Below are 16,565 nucleotides of genomic sequence, written 5' to 3' on the forward strand. Positions count from 1 at the left end.
AGCTCTGAACCCATGTCTCAGACCACCGGTGCCAGCTACGCGTCCGCGGGCGTCGACATCGAAGCGGGCGACCGCGCCGTCGAGCTCATGAAGGAGTGGGTGAAGAAGACGCAGCGCCCCGAGGTCCTCGGCGGCCTCGGCGGTTTCGCCGGCCTCTTCGACGCCTCCGCCCTCAAGCGCTACGAGCGTCCGCTGCTCGCCTCGGCGACCGACGGCGTCGGCACGAAGGTCGACATCGCCCGCCAGATGGGCGTGTACGACACGATCGGCCACGACCTGGTCGCGATGGTCATGGACGACATCGTCGTCTGCGGCGCCGAGCCGCTCTTCATGACCGACTACATCTGCGTCGGCAAGGTCCACCCCGAGCGGGTCGCCGCCATCGTCAAGGGCATCGCCGAGGGCTGCGTCCTCGCCGGCTGCGCCCTGGTCGGCGGCGAGACGGCGGAGCACCCGGGCCTGCTCGGCCCGGACGACTTCGACGTCGCCGGCGCGGGCACGGGTGTCGTGGAGTACGACCGGCTGCTCGGCGCGGACCGTATCCGTACGGGGGACGCGGTCATCGCCATGGCGTCCTCGGGCCTTCACTCCAACGGGTACTCGCTCGTCCGGCACGTGGTCTTCGACCGCGCCGGCATGACCCTCGACCAGCGGGTCGAGGAGCTCGGCCGGACGCTCGGCGAGGAGCTCCTGGAGCCCACGAAGATCTACTCGCTGGACTGCCTGGCCCTCACCCGGACCACGGACGTCCACGCCTTCAGCCACATCACGGGCGGCGGCCTGGCCGCCAACCTGGCGCGGGTGATCCCGGACGGCCTGCACGCCACGGTCGACCGTTCGACCTGGACGCCGGGCGCGATCTTCGACCTGGTCGGCAAGGCCGGTCAGGTGGAGCGCCTGGAGCTGGAGAAGACCCTCAACATGGGCGTCGGCATGATGGCCGTCGTGCCGGCCGAGTCCGTGGACGTGGCCCTGGCGACCCTGGAGGACCGCGGGGTCGAGGCCTGGGTCGCGGGCGAGATCACCGAGCGCGGGGCGCACACGACGGGCGCTGAGCTGGTCGGGGACTACGCGAAGTAGTCGTTCTCGGACGTACGAGGCGGGGCGCTCCTGGAAAGGGGCGCCCCGTCGGCGTATCCGCGCGCGGTGGGGCTGTCAGCGTGCGGACAGCACAGAAACCCGGCCGGGTGACCCCGGTCCGGGTTTCGGTGATTCAGAAGGTCAAGCGCGACGCGGGGACGCGCTCGGACCGGACTCGTCGTCCTCGTCCTCGTCGTCCGTGTTGTAGAGATCCGCGTACTGGGCGTACGGGTCGTCTTCCTCGTCGTCGTCCTCGAACGGCTCGCCATTCGGCGGCTGGCTCGAAGTCGAAGCGCCCAGCTCATTGGCCAGACGCGTCAGGTCTGTCCCGCCGCTGCTGTACTTCAGCTGGCGGGCGACCTTGGTCTGCTTGGCCTTTGCCCGGCCGCGCCCCATGGCTCGACCCCCTCGGTGACGGGGCTCGTCGGCCCCAGAGTCTTGACACGCGTTCATGATTCGGAACGGACTCTCGGTAGAGAGACCGGTCCGTAGGGCTTCAACGGTACCTGTTTCCGTGGGTCTACGGTACGCCGCGCGCATCACATACCCCGGTACAGAACCTTCGAGGTGCCCTTTCCTCGCTGGTCAATCGCGATTTTAACCTCTTCTTGAGGGCCGACCCGCCGAGGGGCGTGAGGGAAGTCTCTCCACGGGTGTCCCGTGGTCGCCCCGCGGCGGGCCGGTCCTCCGTGCTTCCGGGGCCGGGGATCAGGCGCGGCGGGCGTCCGCCATGCGCTGCTCGGCGATCCGGTCGGCCGCCGCGGCCGGCGGAATGCCGTCCGCCTTCGCACGTGCGAAGATCTCCAGGGTGGTGTCGAAGATCTTCGTCGCCTTGGCCTTGCAGCGGTCGAAGTCGAAGCCGTGCAGCTCGTCGGCGACCTGGATCACGCCACCGGCGTTGACCACGTAGTCGGGCGCGTAGAGGATGCCGCGCTCCTCCAGGTCCTTCTCGACACCCGGGTGCGCCAGCTGGTTGTTGGCCGCGCCGCAGACGATCTTCGCGGTGAGGGCCGGTACGGTCTCGTCGTTCAGGGCGCCGCCCAGCGCGCAGGGCGCGTAGACGTCGAGGCCCTCGACGCGGATCAGCGCGTCGGTGTCGGCGACCACGGTGACCTGCGGGTGCTTGTCGGTGATGCGGCGCACCGACTCCTCGCGCACATCGGTGATGACGACCTCGGCGCCGTCCTCCAGGAGGTGCTCGACGAGGTAGTGGCCGACCTTGCCGACGCCCGCGACGCCGACCTTGCGGCCGCGGAGCGTCGGGTCGCCCCAGAGGGTCTGCGCGGCGGCGCGCATGCCCTGGAAGACGCCGAAGGCGGTGAGGACGGAGGAGTCGCCGGCGCCGCCGTTCTCGGGGGAGCGGCCGGTGGTCCACTGGTTCGTACGGGCGACGACGTCCATGTCGGCGACGTAGGTGCCGACGTCGCAGGCCGTGACGTACCGGCCGCCGAGGGAGGCCACGAAGCGGCCGTAGGCGAGGAGGAGCTCCTCGGTCTTGATCTGCTCCGGGTCGCCGATGATGACGGCCTTGCCGCCGCCCAGGTCGAGTCCGGCCATGGCGTTCTTGTACGACATGCCGCGCGACAGGTTGAGCGCGTCGGCGATCGCCTCGGCCTCGGTGGCGTACGGGTAGAAGCGGGTGCCGCCGAGGGCGGGGCCCAGGGCGGTGGAGTGGAGGGCGATGACGGCCTTGAGGCCGGTGGCGCGGTCCTGGCAGAGCACGACTTGCTCGTGGCCACCCTGCTCCGAGTGGAACAGAGTGTGCAGTACGTCAGCAGGAACGCCGGTCACATCGGTCACGGTGGTGACTCCCAAGTACGAAGCGGCGGTTGCGGCCCTCCCTACGGGTGGGGGAGGACCAGTTCGGCAAGAGGGTAAGTCCTACCTGGGCGTAGATCGGCCGCAGTGCTCAGGATCACCCCCTCCAGGAGTACCTCCGTGGAAGGATTTGCGACATGTCGGTCGCCCCCACGGTCCCCGTTCCCTACGCGTCCTATCTGCGGGTGTACGAGCCGCTGGCCGCGTTCCCCGAGCCGGAGCGGTCCCACTGGGCCCGGTACGCACGCCGGCCGAGCACGCCGGGGGCGCAGGAGGAGCTGCGCCGCTCGCTGGCGGATCTGCTGCCGACGCCTCCGGTGCCGGTGCCGGTCCACGAGAGCGGGGAGGCGTTCGTCGCGCATCTGGACGGGGTGGTGGTGATCTGCCCGTGGCGGACCCGGCTGCGCGGCTGGCTGGCCCTGGAGGAGCTGGCGGCCGGTCCGTATCCGGCGCCGGTGCTGGACGCGATGCTGCCGCCCGTGGTGCGCGTCCAGGTGGCCGGCGACTATGAACGGTGGTTGCTCAGGAACCCGGATGCCCGGCCGTGGATCCGTACGGGGGTGTGGCAGGTGCCCTTGCGCTGGTTCGCGCTCTTCGGGGACGAGGACCGGGAGTACGCGCCGGGGGACCCGGGAAGCACGGAGGAGGGCCGGGCGCCGGTGCTGCGCTACCGGACGACGATGGCGCAGGCGCGGCGGCGGCTCGCGCGGGCGCTGAAGGCGCTGCGGGAGTCGATCGACGACGGTCCGATGACGGCGGGTCTGATCGAGGTGGGCCGCTGGCTGGAGGAGTTCCATCCGCGGGCGCTGGTGGAGCTGGACTTCGGCGGTCTGGTGCACGCGCTGCCGGCCCGGTGGCTGGCGGAGGACCGGTCGGCGGCCCAGCTGGCGGAGGGGATCGCGGCGCTGCGGGCCGGGGACGGCGAGGCGGCGAGCGAGGTGTACGGGCGGCTCGCGGAGCGCTGGCGGGCGGTCAGGGACCTTCGTTTCGCGAACTGACATAGGTCGGACAGATATGTCAGGTCGGTATCGACAAGACATGTCCGGCGGGTGTAAATGATCTTCGAGGTCGGGTGGCCGGATCGGTACGGCTCCGGTGGCCGGGTCTTTCGCACCCCTGGGGCGAGGACGTTGGTCCCGATCCGGGCCTTTGGCTCAAGCGTGACGGACAGCACGTAACGCACCCTTGCGCCCATCGCCCACCCTCGTGCCAAAATAGGACAAGGAGTCCGGGGAGGGTTCCTTCCGTCCAAGTCTGGGCGGAACGCTCAGCATTGCACTCTATGGGGGGTCTGAGGACTCCTGATCGCCCTGTGACTGATCGTCACAGTGGCGTGACTGTCCGTTATGGCATGGTCAGTCGACTTCCGCCGCTGATGAACACCTGCGAGGGCAATTCCATCGGTTTGGCCGACGCGGCTGGACGGATGGTGTAGTTGTAGTGCCGAGGACAAGCCGTTCGTCCTATAACCGACTCGACCCGCTTCTGCCATTTCGGGCATGGCGGGTCAAGGTGCAGAATTTAGAGGAAAGAACCGAGATTGGTTCGGTTCTCCCGAGGAGGCCGCTCATGACCGCTCGCACCCCTGATGCCGAGCCGCTGCTGACCCCTGCCGAGGTTGCCACGATGTTCCGCGTGGACCCGAAGACGGTGACCCGTTGGGCCAAGGCCGGCAAGCTCACGTCCATCCGCACCCTGGGTGGACACCGCCGGTACCGCGAGGCCGAGGTTCGCGCTCTGCTGGCGGGCATTCCGCAGCAGCGCAGCGAGGCCTGAGGTCGCGCAGCACCCTGCAGAACCCTGCAACACCCCGTAACACCGGGCCCGTCCGGATCCCCCAATCCGGTCGCCCACCCCTAGTACTGCCGACGGACTCCTGCCCCAACAGGTCTTCGTCAACGATCGCGCTGGACTCCGCCGGGTCCAGCGCGATCTTTTTTGTGCCCAGCGCCACACCCTCTCCAGGGTGGTGCAATTGCACATATTAAATCGGGGTGGTGTAGGGAGGGTGTAAGTGTGGTCGTTTCTGAAACGGTTTCAGTGACACCCGTCACACTGGGGAAGTCTTGCCAAGGAACAGCCTGCCACCTCCGGGATCGCCCCCAACCCGCCGTTGGTCATGGGTCGGTGGGACTTTCGTCCCCGCTGCGTTCCCCGGTGCACTCCGTCGCCTCCGCCGGCTCCTCCGGCTCGGGGAGCTCCATGGCGAGCCGCAGGAGGCGATGGCAGACCACGCAGTGGCGGGTGAGGTGTCCGTACCGCGACGCGGCCGCCAGATGGGCGCGCAGCAGCGCTCGCGTGTCGTGCCGTGCTGCGGATGCCGCGGCCATGCGCGACCACCTCCGGTGTGGGCCCCCGATTCCCTGATGTCCGGGGTACCGGCGGCCGTGCGGCCCCGTCAAGACACGGGAACACAAAGAAGGCCCGCATCTCACGATGCGGGCCTTCTGAGAGGCGACTCTGACGGGACTTGAACCCGCGACCTCCACCTTGACAGGGTGGCGAGCTAACCAACTGCTCCACAGAGCCTTGCTCGCAGCCCCTCGTGAGCGGCTGCGAGACAGACTGTACAGCAGGTCAGGGGGTGCGGTCGAACCCGCCCGCTACGGGGCCGCGGCGTCGATCGCCTTCACGATCCGCTTGTCCGAGATCGGATACGCCGTGCCCAGCGCGTGCGCGAAGTAGCTCACCCGCAGCTCCTCGATCATCCAGCGGATGTCGGTGACCTCGGACGGCACCGGGCGGCCCTTCGGAAGCTGCTCCAGGAGCCAGGCGTACTCGTCCTGCATCTCCTGGACCTTCTCCATCCGGGTGGTGTCCCGCTGGACCCCGGTGGGCATCTGCTGGAGCCGCCGGTCCACCGCCACCAGGTAGCGCATCAGGTCCGGGAGCCGCTTCAGGCCCGTACGGGTGACGAAGCCGGCCGGCATGAGCCAGGCGAGCTGCGTGCGCACGTCGGTGAGGTTGTTGATCAGGGCCAGGCTGTTCGTCGACTTCAGCCGGCGCTCGCACGCCTGCCAGGCCGCCAGGATCTGCTGGACCTGGCCCACCGTCCGCACCGTCGTGTCGACGAGGTCCGCGCGGACCTTGTCGTACAGCTTCCGGAAGGACTCCTCGTCCCAGGCCGGGCCGCCGTGGTCCGCGATCAGCCGGTCGGCGGCGGCGGTGGCGCAGTCGTCGAAGAGGGCCTGGATCGAGCCGTGGGGGTTCGACGACAGGGCCAGCTTCTGCTGGTTGGTCAGCTTGTCCGAGGCGAACTTCGCCGGGTTCACCGGGATGTTCAGCATGATCAGCTTCCGGGTGCCCCGCCACATCGCCTGCGCCTGCTCGGCCTCCGAGTCGAAGAGCCGCACGGCGACTGTGCCTGCCGCCGGCCCCTCCTCGTCGACCAGCGCCGGGTACGCCTTCACCGGCTGGCCGCCCCGCTTGGTCTCGAAGACCTTCGTGAGCGTCCCGATCGTCCAGTCCTTCAGGCCCGTGCGCTCCAGGGAGGGGCCGGAGCCGTCCGGGCCGCCCGTCGCCGCCGCGGCGGCCTTGGAGAGCGCCTGACGGGCCTTGGGGCGCAGCTTCAGGCGCAGCGTCTCCAGGTCCTTGTCCTCGGCGAGCTTCCGGCGCCGCTCGTCGACGATCCGGAAGGTCACCTTGAGGTGCTCGGGGACCTTCGCCCAGTCGAAGTCCTCGGCCGTGACCGGGACGCCGACCATCCGCTGGAGCTCCCGGGCGAGCGCGCCCGTCAGCGGCTCCTGGACGGGCACGACGGTGTCCAGGAAGCGGGTCGCGAAGTTCGGCGCGGGCACGTAGTGGCGGCGGATCGGCTTCGGCAGGGAGCGGATCAGCTCGGTGACGACCTCCGCGCGCAGGCCAGGGATCTGCCACTCGAAGCCGTCGTCCGTCACCTGGTTCAGCACCTGGAGCGGTACGTGGACGGTCACGCCGTCCGCGTCCGCGCCCGGCTCGAACTGGTACGTCACCCGGAACTTCAGCGCGCCCTGGCGCCACGAGTCCGGGTAGTCGTCCTTGGTGACGGCCCCGGCCTTCTCGTTGATGAGCATCTCGCGCTCGAAGTCGAGGAACTCCGGCTCCTCGTGGCGCTTGTGCTTCCACCAGGAGTCGAAGTGCGCTCCGGAGACGACGTGCTCGGGGACGCGCTTGTCGTAGAAGTCGAAGAGGGTCTCGTCGTCGACGAGGATGTCCCGGCGCCTGGCGCGGTGTTCGAGCTCCTCGACCTCGGTGAGGAGCTTGCGGTTGTCCGCGAAGAACTTGTGGTGGGTGCGCCAGTCGCCCTCGACGAGCGCGTTCCGGATGAACAGGTCCCGGGAGACCTCGGGGTCGATCCGCCCGTAGTTCACCTTGCGGTCGGCGACGATCGGGACGCCGTACAGCGTCACCTTCTCGAAGGCCATCACGGCCGCCTGGTCCTTCTCCCAGTGCGGCTCGCTGTACGTCTTCTTCACCAGGTGCTGCGCGAGCGGCTCGATCCACTCGGGCTCGATCCGGGCGTTGACCCGGGCCCAGAGCCGCGAGGTCTCCACCAGCTCGGCGGACATGACGAACCGCGGGGGCTTCTTGAAGAGCGCGGAGCCGGGGAAGATCGCGAACTTGGCGTTCCGCGCGCCCAGGTACTCGTTCCGGGTGCCCTCGCGCTTCTGGCCCTGGCTCTCCTTGGACTCCTTCACGTCCTTCAGACCGACGTGGGAGAGCAGGCCGGAGAGCAGGGAGACGTGCACGGACTGCTCCGGCGCGTCCTCCTCGTTGAGGTGGATCCCCATCTGCTTCGCGACCGTCCGCAGCTGGGCGTAGATGTCCTGCCACTCGCGGATGCGCAGGAAGTTCAGGTACTCCTGCTTGCACATCCGGCGGAAGGAGCTGGATCCGCGCTCCTTCTGCTGCTCGCGGACGTACCGCCACAGGTTGAGGAAGGCGAGGAAGTCGCTCGTCTCGTCCTTGAACCGGGCGTGCTGCTGGTCGGCCTGCGCCTGCTTCTCCGAGGGCCGCTCGCGCGGGTCCTGGATGGACAGCGCCGCCGCGATCACCATGACCTCGCGGACGCAGCCGTTCTTGTCGGCCTCCAGGACCATCCGGGCGAGCCGGGGGTCCACGGGCAGCTGGGAGAGCTTCCGGCCCTGCTGCGTCAGCCGCTTCTTCGGGTCCTTCTCCGTCGGGTCGATCGCGCCGAGCTCCTGGAGGAGCTGGACGCCGTCCCGGATGTTCCGGTGGTCCGGCGGGTCGATGAAGGGGAACTTCTCGATGTCGCCGAGGCCGGCCGCGGTCATCTGGAGGATGACGGAGGCCAGGTTCGTACGGAGGATCTCCGCGTCCGTGAACTCGGGGCGGGTGAGGAAGTCGTCCTCGGAGTACAGGCGGATGCAGATGCCGTCGCTGGTACGGCCGCAGCGGCCCTTGCGCTGGTTGGCGCTGGCCTGGCTGACCGGCTCGATCGGGAGGCGCTGCACCTTGGTCCGGTGCGAGTAGCGCGAGATGCGGGCGGTGCCCGGATCGATCACGTACTTGATGCCGGGGACGGTCAGGGAGGTCTCGGCGACGTTCGTCGCGAGGACGATCCGGCGGCCGGAGTGCGCCTGGAAGACCCGGTGCTGCTCGGCGTGCGACAGCCGGGCGTAGAGCGGCAGGATCTCGGTGTTGAAGAGCTTCTTCTTGATCAGCGCGTCCGCCGTGTCGCGGATCTCGCGCTCGCCGGAGAGGAAGACCAGGACGTCGCCCGGCCCCTCCTTCTGGAGCTCGTCGACGGCGTCGCAGATCGCGGTGATCTGGTCCCGGTCCGACTCCTCGCTGTCCTCTTCGAGGAGCGGGCGGTAGCGGACCTCGACCGGATACGTACGCCCGCTGACCTCGACGATCGGGGCGTCGCCGAAGTGGCGGGAGAAGCGCTCCGGGTCGATCGTCGCGGAGGTGATCACGACCTTCAGGTCGGGGCGCTTCGGCAGCAGCTGGGCCAGATAGCCGAGCAGGAAGTCGATGTTGAGGGACCGCTCGTGGGCCTCGTCGATGATGATCGTGTCGTACGCGCGCAGCTCGCGGTCCGTCTGGATCTCGGCGAGCAGGATGCCGTCCGTCATCAGCTTCACGAAGGTCGCGTCGGGGTTCACCTGGTCGGTGAAGCGGACCTTCCAGCCGACGGCCTCGCCCAGCGGGGTCCTCAGCTCCTCGGCGACGCGCTCGGCGACCGTGCGGGCGGCGATCCGGCGGGGCTGGGTGTGCCCGATCATGCCCCGGACGCCCCGGCCCAGCTCCAGACAGATCTTCGGGATCTGGGTGGTCTTTCCGGAACCCGTCTCACCGGCGACGATGACGACCTGGTGGTCGCGTATCGCCTCCAGGATCTCGTCCTTCTTCTGCGAGACGGGCAGCTGCTCGGGGTACGTGACCGCGGGCACACGGGAGGCGCGCCCGTCGACGCGCTCCTTGGCCTTGGCCGCCTCGGCGGCGATCTCGTCCAGGACGGCCGCGCGGGCCTCGGGCTTGCGGATGCGGCGGGCGCCTTCGAGACGGCGGCCGAGCCGGTGGGAGTCCCGCAGCGAGACCTCGGCCAGGACGGACTGGAGGGCGGCGAAGGAAGTAGACATACGGGATCCAGGATCGCACCTGCGGACGAGAAGCGGCGAACCGATTTACGAGCGGCTTCCCGGGGGCCACGCGCGCGGGGTGCGTACTATTTCGGGCACGCCGACCGGACCGGAGAGGTTTCGCATGTTCTGCACCACCCGCGCGACGGCGGCGTTCGCCGCCTTGCTGGGTCTGGTGCTCGGGCTCCTGGTCTGCGGCGCCTCCTCGGGTACGGCTCCGGGGCCGGCCCCCGTCGTCATGGGCGCCGCCGTGCCCGGCTGCGACCCCGGCCACCCCGCCGACGAAGGGGCCTCGGGTCCCGTCGTACCCCCGCGCGCACACGGCTTCGCCGAGCTGCTGCCGGCCCTGGCCGCCGACCGGGTGGCGCCCGGCCTCCGGCAGCCGGACCCGGGCTGCCCCGCCGCGTCGCCGGGCCGGGAGCCACCCGCGCGCGTACCCCTTTCTCCCGTGGAGCTGAAGGTCCTGAGGGTGTAGACGGACGGCTCGCCTCCGCCGTCCTTCCCGTCCCACTCCTCCAGGAGCGCTTCCGCATGTCCAAGAGCACGTCCACGAGCACGTCCAAGCCCAGGTCCATCGCCGTCGTCTCCGGGGTGGCGGCCGCCGCCGTGCTGCTCGGCGTCGTCTCGTACACCGCCACCAAGCCCACGTCGCCGGGCGCCGCCGGCTCCTCGTCCGTCGCCGAGGTCTCCGCCGACCCCTCCGCCGGCGTCTACGCCGAACTGGAGGCGTACGCCCGCCGCGACCCCTCCGACAAGCTCGCCCTCGGCCGCGCCGACGCGCCCGTCGTGCTCATCGAGTACGCCGACTTCAAGTGCGGCTACTGCGGGAAGTTCGCCCGCGACACCGAGCCCGCGCTCATGAAGAAGTACGTCGAGAACGGCACCCTGCGCATCGAGTGGCGGAACTTCCCGATCTTCGGCGAGGAGTCGGAGAGCATCGCCCGCGCCTCCTGGGCGGCCGGGCAGCAGGGCCGGTTCTGGGAGTTCCACAAGGCGGCCTACGCCGAGGGGGCCAAGGAGAAGGGCTTCGGCAAGGACCGCATCGCCGCCCTCGCCAAGGAGGCCGGCGTCCCCGACGCGGCCCGGTTCGCGCGGGACAGCGACGGGACGGCCGCCCGCGAGGCCGTGAGCAGGGACCAGGAGCAGGGGTACGCGCTCGGCGCCACCTCCACCCCGTCCTTCCTGATCAACGGCCGCCCGATCGCCGGCGCCCAGCCCCTGGAGACCTTCACCGAGGCCATCGAGGCGGCGGCGAAGGCCGCTCCGAAGAAGGCCGCCCGGTGACCTCCGGCATCGGATACTTCGCCGCGTTCCTCGGCGGCCTCCTCGCCCTGCTCAGCCCGTGCAGCGCCCTGCTCCTGCCCGCCTTCTTCGCGTATTCGATCGACACGCGCGCGAAGCTCGTGGCCAGGACCGGCATCCTCTACGCGGGTCTGGCGACCACCCTCGTCCCGCTCGGCGCCGCCGGCTCCCTCGCGGGCCGGTTCTTCTACGGCCACCGGGACCTGCTCGTCACCGCCGGGGGCTGGCTGATCATCGGGCTCGGCGTCCTCCAGATCCTCGGCCTGGGATTCACCTCCCGCCGGATCGCCGAGGCGAGCGGCCGCATCCGCCCCACCTCGGCGCTCTCCGTCTACGCCCTCGGCCTGGTCTACGGTCTCGCGGGCTTCTGCGCCGGCCCGATCCTCGGCAGCGTCCTGACGGTGGCGGCGCTGAGCGGCAGCCCGGCGTACGGCGGACTGCTCCTCGCCGTGTACGCGCTCGGCATGGCCGTCCCGCTGTTCGTCCTGGCGCTGCTCTGGGACCGGTACGACCTGGGCCGGCGGCGCTGGCTGCGGGGCCGCCCGCTCCGTATCGGCCGCTTCGAGGTCCACTCCACCTCGCTGCTCTCGGGCCTCTTCTTCATCGCCCTCGGCACCCTGTTCCTCGTCTTCGACGGGACGACCGCGCTGCCGGGCCTGCTGTCGGTCGACGACTCCTTCGCGGTCGAGCGGCGCGTGGCCGTCTGGGGCCGCGCGGTCCCGGACTGGGCGCTGCTCGTGGCCGTGGTCGCGGTCGTGGTGGCCGTCCTCGCGGTCCGCGGCGGGCGGCGCGGGAACCGGGGGCGCGCGGGGGCGCCGGGGGAGCACTGAGACGCGCCGGTGGTACGGGAGCCGAGGCGCTCCGCTTCCCGTGCCACCGGCGGGTCGCAGGAGGAGGTTTCGCCCGGTCGCGACCGGGAGGGGTGAGGCCTAGCCTGGGAGTAACCGGTCGTCGTGAGTCTCCGACCCGGTCTCCCTCCTCTTTCACGCCGTGGTGCGCGTCGGCCTTCGTGCCCCCACGGGTGGGGGTCCCGCGCGCCCCGCTCGAAGGTGAAGCCATGTCTCCCACCGTGCGAAGGGCGTCGAGAGCCGCCGTGTGCCTTGCGTTCGCGGCCGCCGGTGCCCTGTCCCTCGTCCAAGCCCCCGCGATGTCCGCGCCCCAGGCCCCGGTCGGCACCGGCTGGTACCAGATCAGGGCCAAGCACTCCGGCATGTGCCTGGACGTCGCCAACTTCAGCTTCAGCCATGCCGCCGCCGTCGTGCAGGCCACGTGCGGGTCCGGCCACAACCAGCAGTGGCGTCTCCTGCCCCAGGGCGACAGCAAGTACAAGATCCAGGTCCGGCACTCCGGGATGTGCCTGGACGTCGCCTGGGGCAGTCGGCAGCACGGCGCCCCGGTGGTGCAGTCGACCTGCAACGGCGGAAGCAACCAGGTGTGGTGGTTCGTGCAGCCGCCGGGGCGGGCCCCGCTCGTGGACAGCTCCATCGGCCAGGTGCCCCGGACCGGGAACAGCGTCGGGATCGTCGTCGACCACACCGGGATGGTGCTCGACGTCGCCTGGGACAGCCTTCAGCACGGCGCCAAGATCGTGCAGGCCACTCCGCCGGGCGGTGAGCCCGCCATCAACCAGCAGTGGCAGTTCCTGCGCGCGCCGCAATAGGAACGAAGAAGGCCCCGTTCTTTCGAACGGGGCCTTCTCTCTGTGGCTGGGGCCGGGGTCGAACCGGCGACCTATCGCTTTTCAGGCGATCGCTCGTACCAACTGAGCTACCCAGCCACGAAGCTGTTTCCAGCTTCAGCGACTCTGACGGGACTTGAACCCGCGACCTCCACCTTGACAGGGTGGCGAGCTAACCAACTGCTCCACAGAGCCAAGCTTGTGCGCGATCACTAGTGTCGCACACGGTCATGCGTGCCCCCAACGGGATTCGAACCCGTGCTACCGCCTTGAAAGGGCGGCGTCCTGGGCCACTAGACGATGAGGGCTAGAGGCTCACCTGCGCACTTCTCAGTGCGTCGGGGACGTGAGAAGCATATGGGATGCCGGCCGCTATCGCCAAAACGGTTTCCGGCGGGGGGAGAATGGGCCCGTGCTGGAGATGACGCGCGAGGAGTTCGAGGAGCTTGTCGCCGAGGCCCTGGACCGGATCCCGCCGGAGCTGACACGGCTGATGGACAACGTCGCCGTGTTCGTGGAGGACGAGCCCTCCGCGGACGATCCCGAGCTGCTCGGGCTCTACGAGGGGACTCCGCTGACCGAGCGCGGTGAGTGGTACGCCGGGGTGCTGCCCGACCGGATCACGATCTACCGGGGGCCGACGCTGCGGATGTGCGAGTCGCGCGAGGACGTGGTCGCGGAGACCGAGATCACCGTCGTGCACGAGATCGCCCACCACTTCGGCATCGACGACGAGCGGCTGCACGCGCTCGGCTACGGCTGAGGCTCGGGCCTCTTCGCGCGTGTCCCTTGTGGGGCCCGGGGAGTTGGGCAGGGAGACGCGTTCCGTTCCTGCCTGTTGTGTCCTGGAGGTGCCCCCGTGCGCCATTTGCCCACCCCGGTGAGATGGGCCGCCACCGCGATGGCCGTCGCGGCCTGTGCCGGTCTGAGCGGCTGTATGAGTGTGAGCGACGAGGGGGCGAAGCCGGCGCCCGGCGCGTCCGGGGGGAAGCAGGGCGTGGCGGCCGAGGCCGACGGCGGCGGCGGAGACCGGGGCCGGGACGGCGGCTCGTGGAACGGCCGGCCGGAGAAGGGCGGCCCCGCCCCGGCCGGCGCGGGCAAGGAGTCCCCGGTCCCGAGCGGCTCGCCGTCGGGCACGGCGAAGCCCTCGCCCGGCGCCGTCCTGCCGGTGGAGGGCCCGGGCGGGCCGTCGAAGACGCACCCCGCGGGCGGCGGCCACGAGGACCCGGGCGCCGGCCCGGGCGGCGGCGATGCGAACGGCGGCGGCAGTGGCGGCGGAGGGAACGGCGGCGCCGGGGGCCCGGACGGCGGGTCCACCCCCACACCGCAGCCGACCCAGCCGAGCCCGGAGCCGACGCCCGAGCCGACCGTGAACCCGACGCCCGAGCCGACGCCGGAACCGACCTCGAACCCCACCGATCCGCCGCCGTCCGGCACCGACACCCAGATGGGCGCGATGCGGGCGGCGGACGGGCCGGGAGCGCCCCCGGAGCCGGCGGCATCACCGCAGGCCGAGCCGGTGTGACGTAGTCCGATTTGCTATAGGCGGGGGAGAGTCCGTATGGTGGTAGATCGCTTGATCCTATTGCCCGGCGCCGACACAGAAGAGCGCCGCGTGGCGCGTACTCTCCCTAGCCGTGGCTGACCGCATTGAGGCGGTCGTTTGCGAAATCACGGAGTTGACGGGCGCGTGCCGAGACTCCGGAAGGTTTCGCATTTCGCATGTCCATTTTCAGTTCTGACCACGCCGTCATGCCCGAGAACAACGAGATCGTCGAGGCCGTAGAGGCCACCGAGATCGTCGAGATCGTCGAGATCGAGGCCGACGACACCGCAGAGGCGGTCGTCGAGGAGACCGTCTCCGACGAGCCCACCATCACCTTCGGCGACCTCGGTCTGCCCGAGGGCGTCGTGCGCAAGCTCGCGCAGAACGGCGTCACCACCCCCTTCCCGATCCAGGCGGCGACCATCCCGGACGCCCTGGCCGGCAAGGACATCCTCGGCCGCGGCCGCACCGGCTCCGGCAAGACCCTCTCCTTCGGTCTGCCGCTGCTCGCCACCCTGGCGGACGGCCACACCGAGAAGAAGAAGCCCCGCGGCGTCATCCTCACCCCGACCCGTGAGCTCGCGATGCAGGTCGCGGACGCCCTCCAGCCCTACGGCGACGTGCTCGGCCTCAAGATGAAGGTCGTCTGCGGCGGTACGTCCATGGGCAACCAGATCTACGCCCTGGAGCGCGGCGTCGACATCCTCGTCGCCACCCCGGGCCGCCTCCGCGACATCATCAACCGCGGCGCCTGCTCCCTGGAGCAGGTCCAGGTCGCCGTCCTCGACGAGGCCGACCAGATGGCCGACCTGGGCTTCCTGCCCGAGGTCACCGAGCTGCTCGACCAGGTCCCGACCGGTGGTCAGCGTCTCCTCTTCTCCGCCACGCTGGAGAACGAGATCGACACGCTCGTGAAGCGCTACCTCGTCGACCCGATCACGCACGAGGTCGACCCGTCCGCCGGTGCCGTCACCACCATGACCCACCACGTCCTCGTCGTGAAGCCGAAGGACAAGGCCCCGGTCACCGCCGCCATCGCCGCCCGCAAGGGCCGCACGATCATCTTCGTCCGCACCCAGCTGGGCGCCGACCGCATCGCCGAGCAGCTCCGCGACGCCGGTGTGAAGGCCGACGCCCTGCACGGCGGCATGACCCAGGGCGCCCGTACGCGCACCCTGGCCGACTTCAAGGACGGCTACGTCAACGCGCTCGTCGCGACCGACGTCGCCGCCCGAGGCATCCACGTCGACGGCATCGACCTGGTCCTGAACGTGGACCCGGCCGGCGACCACAAGGACTACCTGCACCGCTCGGGCCGCACCGCCCGCGCCGGCCGCTCCGGTGTCGTGGTCTCCCTGGCCCTGCCGCACCAGCGCCGTCAGATCTTCCGCCTGATGGAGGACGCGGGCGTCGACGCCTCGCGCCACATCGTCGGCGGCGCCGGCGCCTTCGACCCGGAGGTCGCCGAGATCACCGGCGCCCGTTCGCTGACCGAGGTCCAGGCCGACTCCGCGAACAACTCGGCCAAGCAGGCCGAGCGCGAGGTCGTCGACCTCACCAAGCAGCTGGAGCGCCTGCAGCGCCGCGCCGTCGAGCTCCGCGAGGAGGCCGACCGCCTGGTGGCCCGCGCCGCCCGCGAGCGCGGCGAGGACCCGGAGGCGGCCGTCGCCGAGGTGACCGAGGCCGCCGAGGCCGAGGTCGCCGCCGCGGCCGTCGAGGCCGAGCGCGCCGCGAAGGCCGAGGAGCGCCGCGAGGAGCGTTCGACCTACCGCGACGAGCGGGGCAACTTCGAGCGCCGCGACCGCGGTGACCGGGGTGGCTTCAACCGTGACGACCGCGGTGGCGACCGCGGCGGCTTCCGCCGGGACAACGACCGTGGCGGCTTCCGTCGCGACAACGACCGTCCGTCGGGTGGCTTCCGCCGTGACGACCGTCCGTCGGGTGGCTTCAACCGTGACGACCGTGGTGGCCGTTCCTTCGAGCGTCGCGACAACGACCGTCCGTCCGGTGGTTTCCGCCGTGACGACCGTCCGTCGGGTGGCTTCCGTCGCGATGACCGTCCGTCGGGTGGCTTCAACCGTGACGACCGTGGTGGCCGTTCCTTCGAGCGTCGCGACAACGACCGTCCGTCCGGTGGTTTCCGCCGTGACGACCGTCCGTCGGGTGGCTTCCGTCGCGATGACCGTCCGTCGGGTGGCTTCAACCGTGACGACCGCGGCGGCCGTTCCTTCGAGCGCCGTGACGACCGCCCCTCCGGCGGCCACCGCGGCAGCGACCGTCCGTTCAACCGCGACCGTCGCGACGACCGCCCCGCCGGCGGCTTCCGCTCGGGCGGCGACCGCCCGTACGGCCGTCGTGACGACCACCGAGGCAGCACCGGTTCGACCGGTGGCTCCTTCGGCCGCCGCGACGACAAGCCGCGCTGGAAGCGCAACGGCTGATCTCGCGTAGAACCCTGAGCGGGGCCCGTACGACACCTCGGTGTCGTACGGGCCCCGCTCGTTTTGAACGGGTTCGGAATTCGCTTCCGCCGTCCGTGGGGCCGCTGTTACGCTCG

14 protein-coding genes and 4 tRNA genes are annotated in these 16,565 nt (G+C 70.5%); 10 read left to right on the forward strand and 8 right to left on the reverse strand.

The annotated features are described in order from the left end of the window. Window positions 1-12: 12 nt before the first annotated feature. Window positions 13-1,080 carry a phosphoribosylformylglycinamidine cyclo-ligase gene (gene purM, locus AB5J54_RS21195; RefSeq protein ID WP_369145476.1) on the forward strand — a complete coding sequence of 356 codons (1,068 nt, stop codon included), beginning with the start codon at window positions 13-15 and terminating at the stop codon, window positions 1,078-1,080. Window positions 1,081-1,221: 141 nt separating this feature from the next. Here the strand turns inward: purM and AB5J54_RS21200 are convergent, their stop codons facing one another. Beyond that, window positions 1,222-1,476 (reverse strand): DUF3073 domain-containing protein, encoded by a 255-nt coding sequence (locus AB5J54_RS21200; RefSeq protein WP_041130340.1) that lies wholly within the window; start codon window positions 1,474-1,476, stop codon window positions 1,222-1,224. 312 nt (window positions 1,477-1,788) lie between these two features. Then, window positions 1,789-2,880 carry a Leu/Phe/Val dehydrogenase gene (locus AB5J54_RS21205; protein WP_369145477.1) on the reverse strand — a complete coding sequence of 364 codons (1,092 nt, stop codon included), beginning with the start codon at window positions 2,878-2,880 and terminating at the stop codon, window positions 1,789-1,791. A 155-nt stretch (window positions 2,881-3,035) separates the two neighbouring features. On the opposite strand from AB5J54_RS21205, the gene AB5J54_RS21210 reads away from it, so the two are divergent. Both AB5J54_RS21210 and bldC read left to right on the forward strand, forming a co-directional pair. Continuing rightward, window positions 3,036-3,896: a hypothetical protein gene (locus AB5J54_RS21210; protein ID WP_369145478.1), complete on the forward strand. Its 861-nt coding sequence runs from the start codon at window positions 3,036-3,038 to the stop codon at window positions 3,894-3,896. A gap of 571 nt (window positions 3,897-4,467) precedes the next feature. Then, window positions 4,468-4,674, forward strand: a complete 207-nt coding sequence (gene bldC / locus AB5J54_RS21215) for a developmental transcriptional regulator BldC (protein WP_003949541.1) — start codon at window positions 4,468-4,470, stop codon at window positions 4,672-4,674. 341 nt (window positions 4,675-5,015) lie between these two features. Here the strand turns inward: bldC and AB5J54_RS21220 are convergent, their stop codons facing one another. From AB5J54_RS21220 to hrpA, 3 genes are all read right to left on the reverse strand, one after another. Continuing rightward, window positions 5,016-5,228 (reverse strand): DUF6274 family protein, encoded by a 213-nt coding sequence (locus AB5J54_RS21220; RefSeq protein WP_369145479.1) that lies wholly within the window; start codon window positions 5,226-5,228, stop codon window positions 5,016-5,018. A gap of 125 nt (window positions 5,229-5,353) precedes the next feature. Then, window positions 5,354-5,427, reverse strand: a tRNA-Asp gene (locus tag AB5J54_RS21225). A gap of 74 nt (window positions 5,428-5,501) precedes the next feature. Then, a complete protein-coding gene (gene hrpA / locus AB5J54_RS21230; protein ID WP_369145480.1) occupies window positions 5,502-9,482 on the reverse strand; it encodes an ATP-dependent RNA helicase HrpA in 3,981 nt (1,326 codons plus the stop codon). A 124-nt stretch (window positions 9,483-9,606) separates the two neighbouring features. Here hrpA and AB5J54_RS21235 point away from each other — a divergent pair, with 124 nt between their 5' ends. The 4 genes from AB5J54_RS21235 to AB5J54_RS21250 all read left to right on the forward strand — a co-directional run bounded on the left by AB5J54_RS21235 (window position 9,607) and on the right by AB5J54_RS21250 (window position 12,444). Beyond that, window positions 9,607-9,957, forward strand: coding sequence for a hypothetical protein (locus AB5J54_RS21235; RefSeq protein ID WP_369145481.1), 351 nt, complete (start codon window positions 9,607-9,609; stop codon window positions 9,955-9,957). A gap of 56 nt (window positions 9,958-10,013) precedes the next feature. Continuing rightward, window positions 10,014-10,766, forward strand: coding sequence for a DsbA family protein (locus tag AB5J54_RS21240; protein WP_369145482.1), 753 nt, complete (start codon window positions 10,014-10,016; stop codon window positions 10,764-10,766). Further along, complete coding sequence (locus AB5J54_RS21245) at window positions 10,763-11,614, forward strand: cytochrome c biogenesis CcdA family protein (RefSeq protein ID WP_369145483.1); 852 nt, start codon at window positions 10,763-10,765, stop codon at window positions 11,612-11,614. The genes AB5J54_RS21240 and AB5J54_RS21245 overlap by 4 nt, the downstream gene beginning before the upstream one ends. A gap of 227 nt (window positions 11,615-11,841) precedes the next feature. After that, window positions 11,842-12,444, forward strand: coding sequence for an RICIN domain-containing protein (locus AB5J54_RS21250; RefSeq protein WP_369145484.1), 603 nt, complete (start codon window positions 11,842-11,844; stop codon window positions 12,442-12,444). A 43-nt stretch (window positions 12,445-12,487) separates the two neighbouring features. On the opposite strand, the gene AB5J54_RS21255 is transcribed toward AB5J54_RS21250, so the two are convergent. The 3 genes from AB5J54_RS21255 to AB5J54_RS21265 form a co-directional block, all read right to left on the reverse strand. Beyond that, a tRNA-Phe gene (locus tag AB5J54_RS21255) sits at window positions 12,488-12,561 on the reverse strand. Between the two features lie 22 nt (window positions 12,562-12,583). Next, window positions 12,584-12,657: transfer RNA gene (locus AB5J54_RS21260), tRNA-Asp, on the reverse strand. 40 nt (window positions 12,658-12,697) lie between these two features. Further along, window positions 12,698-12,770: transfer RNA gene (locus AB5J54_RS21265), tRNA-Glu, on the reverse strand. 104 nt (window positions 12,771-12,874) lie between these two features. Between AB5J54_RS21265 and AB5J54_RS21270 the strand changes: the two genes are divergently transcribed. From AB5J54_RS21270 to AB5J54_RS21280, 3 genes are all read left to right on the forward strand, one after another. Next, window positions 12,875-13,225, forward strand: coding sequence for a metallopeptidase family protein (locus AB5J54_RS21270; RefSeq protein WP_369145485.1), 351 nt, complete (start codon window positions 12,875-12,877; stop codon window positions 13,223-13,225). Between the two features lie 96 nt (window positions 13,226-13,321). Further along, window positions 13,322-13,987, forward strand: a complete 666-nt coding sequence (locus AB5J54_RS21275; RefSeq protein ID WP_369145486.1) for a hypothetical protein — start codon at window positions 13,322-13,324, stop codon at window positions 13,985-13,987. 197 nt (window positions 13,988-14,184) lie between these two features. Beyond that, window positions 14,185-16,449 carry a DEAD/DEAH box helicase gene (locus AB5J54_RS21280; protein WP_369145487.1) on the forward strand — a complete coding sequence of 755 codons (2,265 nt, stop codon included), beginning with the start codon at window positions 14,185-14,187 and terminating at the stop codon, window positions 16,447-16,449. The last annotated feature ends 116 nt before the right edge of the window (window positions 16,450-16,565 follow it).

The sequence above is a fragment of the Streptomyces sp. R44 genome, assembly GCF_041053105.1.
Lineage (GTDB): Bacteria > Actinomycetota > Actinomycetes > Streptomycetales > Streptomycetaceae > Streptomyces.

Excerpts from the sequence above, each read along its gene's own strand:
- AB5J54_RS21210 (WP_369145478.1), top strand. The coding sequence starts at position 3,036 with ATGTCGGTCGCCCCCACGGTCCCCGTTCCCTACGCGTCCTATCTGCGG.
- purM (WP_369145476.1), top strand. The coding sequence starts at position 13 with ATGTCTCAGACCACCGGTGCCAGCTACGCGTCCGCGGGCGTCGACATC.
- AB5J54_RS21220 (WP_369145479.1), bottom strand. The coding sequence starts at position 5,228 with ATGGCCGCGGCATCCGCAGCACGGCACGACACGCGAGCGCTGCTGCGC.
- AB5J54_RS21200 (WP_041130340.1), bottom strand. The coding sequence starts at position 1,476 with ATGGGGCGCGGCCGGGCAAAGGCCAAGCAGACCAAGGTCGCCCGCCAG.
- AB5J54_RS21250 (WP_369145484.1), top strand. The coding sequence starts at position 11,842 with ATGTCTCCCACCGTGCGAAGGGCGTCGAGAGCCGCCGTGTGCCTTGCG.
- AB5J54_RS21280 (WP_369145487.1), top strand. The coding sequence starts at position 14,185 with ATGTCCATTTTCAGTTCTGACCACGCCGTCATGCCCGAGAACAACGAG.
- hrpA (WP_369145480.1), bottom strand. The coding sequence starts at position 9,482 with ATGTCTACTTCCTTCGCCGCCCTCCAGTCCGTCCTGGCCGAGGTCTCG.
- AB5J54_RS21235 (WP_369145481.1), top strand. The coding sequence starts at position 9,607 with ATGTTCTGCACCACCCGCGCGACGGCGGCGTTCGCCGCCTTGCTGGGT.
- bldC (WP_003949541.1), top strand. The coding sequence starts at position 4,468 with ATGACCGCTCGCACCCCTGATGCCGAGCCGCTGCTGACCCCTGCCGAG.
- AB5J54_RS21240 (WP_369145482.1), top strand. The coding sequence starts at position 10,014 with ATGTCCAAGAGCACGTCCACGAGCACGTCCAAGCCCAGGTCCATCGCC.